Origin of the sequence: Metabacillus sp. YM-086, assembly GCF_048059995.1 — a bacterium.
GTDB classification, from domain to species: Bacteria; Bacillota; Bacilli; order Bacillales; family Bacillaceae; genus Metabacillus; species Metabacillus litoralis_B.
This window is the reverse complement of record NZ_JBLUOI010000028.1, coordinates 57,156-60,741: the sequence shown is the minus strand read 5'-3', so window position 1 is coordinate 60,741 and position 3,586 is coordinate 57,156. Positions and strand designations below refer to the sequence as shown.

At 39.3% G+C, this 3,586-nt stretch carries 3 protein-coding genes; all 3 read left to right on the top strand.

Going from position 1 to position 3,586, the window contains the following annotated elements:
• Window positions 1-865: glycoside hydrolase family 32 protein (locus ACEWK1_RS13655; RefSeq protein WP_416636377.1), on the top strand; the 865-nt coding region annotated here is incomplete at its 5' end.
• Between the two features lie 129 nt (window positions 866-994).
• On the top strand, window positions 995-2,203 hold the full coding sequence (locus ACEWK1_RS13650) for a multidrug effflux MFS transporter (RefSeq protein WP_212136004.1): 1,209 nt from the start codon (window positions 995-997) through the stop codon (window positions 2,201-2,203).
• A gap of 92 nt (window positions 2,204-2,295) precedes the next feature.
• Entirely contained in the window at window positions 2,296-2,685 is a 390-nt protein-coding gene (locus ACEWK1_RS13645) for a hypothetical protein (protein WP_121664529.1), read from the top strand.
• Window positions 2,686-3,586 lie beyond the last annotated feature (901 nt).

The following is a 3,586-nucleotide window of genomic DNA, read 5'->3' as shown; positions in this document are numbered from 1 at the left end:
ATTCGTCAATATTTTGGCTAAAGGTGAGGGTAACTTCGGATACATGTGGGAATGTCCAGATTTATTTACTTTAAATAATAAAGAAGTTCTCGTGATGTCTCCACAGGGAGTAAAACCTGAAGGGAATTTATATCATAATTTACATCAAGCTGGCTATGTGATCGGTGAGCTGGACTATGAAAAAGGGATTCTTTCTTATGGTGACTTTCAATTATTAGATTATGGCTTTGATTATTATGCCCCTCAAACAATGGTTGACCCAGAAGGCAGAAGAATTGCTATTGCATGGATGGATATGTGGGAAAGTGAGATGCCGACACAAGCACACGGATACACAGGTGCTATGACATTACCTCGTGAGTTGGAACTAAGAGGTGATAAAATTTATTGTCATCCAGTAAAGGAAATAGAAAAGCTCAGACAAGCTGAAGTCGTACACGAACAAATTACGTTTTCTGGAGAAACCTCGCTTGAAGGCATTGCAGGCGATTGCATAGAGCTAGACCTTTCACTTCGAGTTCACCATTCATCAGCATGCGGAATTCGACTTCGTGTAGATGAGGATGCTGGTGAAGAAACAGTCATCACCTATTATGGTGACAAAGAAATTCTTGAACTTGACCGCAATGAGTCAGGGAAGGGGCCAGGTGGAGTTAGAAAAACGCATCTACAATTACAAGATCAAATGCTACACTTAAGAATTTTCATTGATAAATCCTCCGTAGAAATTTTTGTGAATAATGGTGAGCAAGTTTTAACTGCTAGAATATACCCAGGTGAAAATAGTACAAGCATTCGCTTATTTTCAGATGAAGAAATTGAAATTGTTCAATTAAAAAAGTGGGATTTAAAGCGATCTATATGATAGTAAAAAACCTTTCGACATTAGTTGAAAGGTTTTTTATTTTTAGAAAGAAGTATAATTTGTCAATCTCAACATAAACATTTATTATTTTTGTAGAACAAAAAATAAAATGTTGAGGAGAAATATACAATGGAACTTGAACAACAAAAAGTTCAACAACAAAACAAAGCACTTATTGTGTTTATTTTAGGAACACTTGCGGCATTTGCTCCTTTGTCGATTGATATGTATTTACCAGCGTTTCCAATCCTAACAAATGAATTTCATACTAGTGCATCGATGATTCAGTTAAGTTTAACGTTCTTTCTGCTGGGAGCTTCTTTAGGTCAACTCTTTACTGGGCCTTTAAGTGATGTGTTTGGAAGAAGGAAGCCGTTGTTAATCGGCTTATCTATCTATACAGTCACCTCTCTTTTATGTGTTTTTACTGATTCTATTGAACTTTTCATTCTTTTGAGATTGATACAAGGATTAGCGGGATCTGCAGGAATGGTTATTTCAAGAGCCATTGTTAGGGATCTTTATTCTGGTAAAGAAATGACAAAGTTCTTCTCATTATTAGCTTTAGTAAATGGAATGGCACCTATTCTTGCTCCAGTTATTGGAGCACAACTTCTCAAGCTGTTTCCATGGCAGGCAGTATTCATAGCCCTAACAATCATAGGTGTAGTGATTTTTGCCTTTGTTCTTTGGGGATTAAAGGAAACCTTGCCTGTTGAAGAACGAAGCGAAGGCGGCTTTTTGCAAACACTTAAGACGTTTCGCCAACTGCTTACAAATCTTCATTTTATGGGATATGTTCTTTCATTCGGATTTGTTGCTGCAGCAATGTTTGCTTACATCTCAGGTTCATCCTTTGTCATTCAGTACGTATACGGAGCTTCCGCAGATACATTCAGTATCGTCTTTGCCATTAATGGAATCGGGATTGTCATTGCCAGCCAAGTAACAGGAAAGCTTTCAGAATGGATCGAAGAAAAGAAGCTTCTCTTAGCAGGAGTGATCATGTCATTTACTGGTGGACTTAGTTTATTACTTCTTATTTTATTAAAGGTAGAATTAATGTTCATTCTTCCATCGCTCTTTTTAACAGTATCTAGTGTAGGTGTGGTTAATACAACTAGCTTCTCTTTAGCTTTACAGAATAATAGAAACATAGCAGGCAGCGCCTCTGCACTATTAGGTGTTATGTCATTGTTAGTGGGTGCTATTGTAGCACCTCTTGTAGGAGTTGCTGGTGAAGATACGGCGGTGCCTATGGGAATTGTTATATTTATATCCAGTTTAGGAGCAGTTCTCTCATATTTCTTTCTCGTTAGATCAAAAAAACTAGCTTAGGGGTTATTAAAAAAACCAATTTACAAGAAACGAGAGAAAAGGTTATCATTTTCTTTGGATAGAAAATTGCAAATGAGTATGGGAGAGAATAAATGAAGGAATTAACGTTTACATCTTATAATCAGTTTCAGCAATTTATTGAACACAAAGCGATGGAAAAAGCGATTATGAAAGGTCTTCATGGCGAAGAATTAGAAACATTTAAAGTAGAGTTTCTACAAAGAGCTGAAAAAATGTGGAAAGACAACGAGTGTGATCATTGGGTTGAAAAGCACGGTTATGTTGTAATAAATGTATGGAAAGACGGTGTAGGCAAACGGAAAATGTCGAGGGGCAGACCGAAGAAACTCGATTCCGAGAAGTACCTTCATTCCATTCATGTACGTTTAGATGAAGAGGCATACCGTAAGCTCAATCAATACTGTGAAGACAACAACATAGATGTGTCAGAAACAATAAGGAAGTTAATAAAATCACTTTAGAATTCTGGAGTTACAATAATATTTTGTATCAAAAAAGCAGTGGTCTGATTGAGATCACTGTTTTTTGATACAAAAGTATCTCATTGCTAGGGTAGGGAAGAGGTAGATTGGAAGGTATAGGAGGATAAGGTCTTAACTTGATATCGCATCTGCAGGGACTTTTCATGGTTTGTATAATAGGAGGTTTGTGGCAGATCGGTTTGAGGAGATTAGTGTCTCGGTACTAAGGGAATTGGGACAGATCCGCGAAAAAAAGAGAGGAAAAGAGTCTCGATACTAAGAGAATCGGGACAGAAAGGTCTTCCGTCAGAAAGATGTGTCTCGATACAGAGGAAATCGGGACAGAAAAGGTCCTCCAGCAGGAAGATGTGTCCCGATACAGGGGGAATCGGGACAGAAAAAGTCCTCCAGTAGGAAGATGTGTCTCGATACAGGGGGAATCGGGACAGAAAGGGTCCTCCAGCAGAAAGATGTGTCCCGATACAGGTGGAATCGGGACAGAAAAGGTCCTCCAGCAGGAAGATGTGTCCCAATACAGGTGGAATCGGGACAGAAAAGGTCCTCCAGCAGAAAGATGTGTCCCGATACAGGGGAAATCAGGACAGAAAAGGTCTTCCGTCAGAAAGATGTGTCTCGATACAAAGGAAATCGGGACAGAAAAGGTCCTCCAGCAGGAAGATGTGTCTCGATACAGGGGGAATCGGGACAGAAAAGGTCTTCCGTCAGAAAGATGTGTCTCGATACAGGGGGTAATCGGGACAGAAAAGGTCTTCCGTCAGAAAGATGTGTCTCGATACAGGTGGAATCGGGACAGAAAAGGTCTTCCAGCAGGAAGATGTGTCTCGATACAGGGGGAATCGGGACAGAAAAGGTCTTCCGTCAGAAAGATGTGTCTCGATAC

Excerpts from the sequence above, each read along its gene's own strand:
- ACEWK1_RS13645 (WP_121664529.1), top strand. The coding sequence starts at position 2,296 with ATGAAGGAATTAACGTTTACATCTTATAATCAGTTTCAGCAATTTATT.
- ACEWK1_RS13650 (WP_212136004.1), top strand. The coding sequence starts at position 995 with ATGGAACTTGAACAACAAAAAGTTCAACAACAAAACAAAGCACTTATT.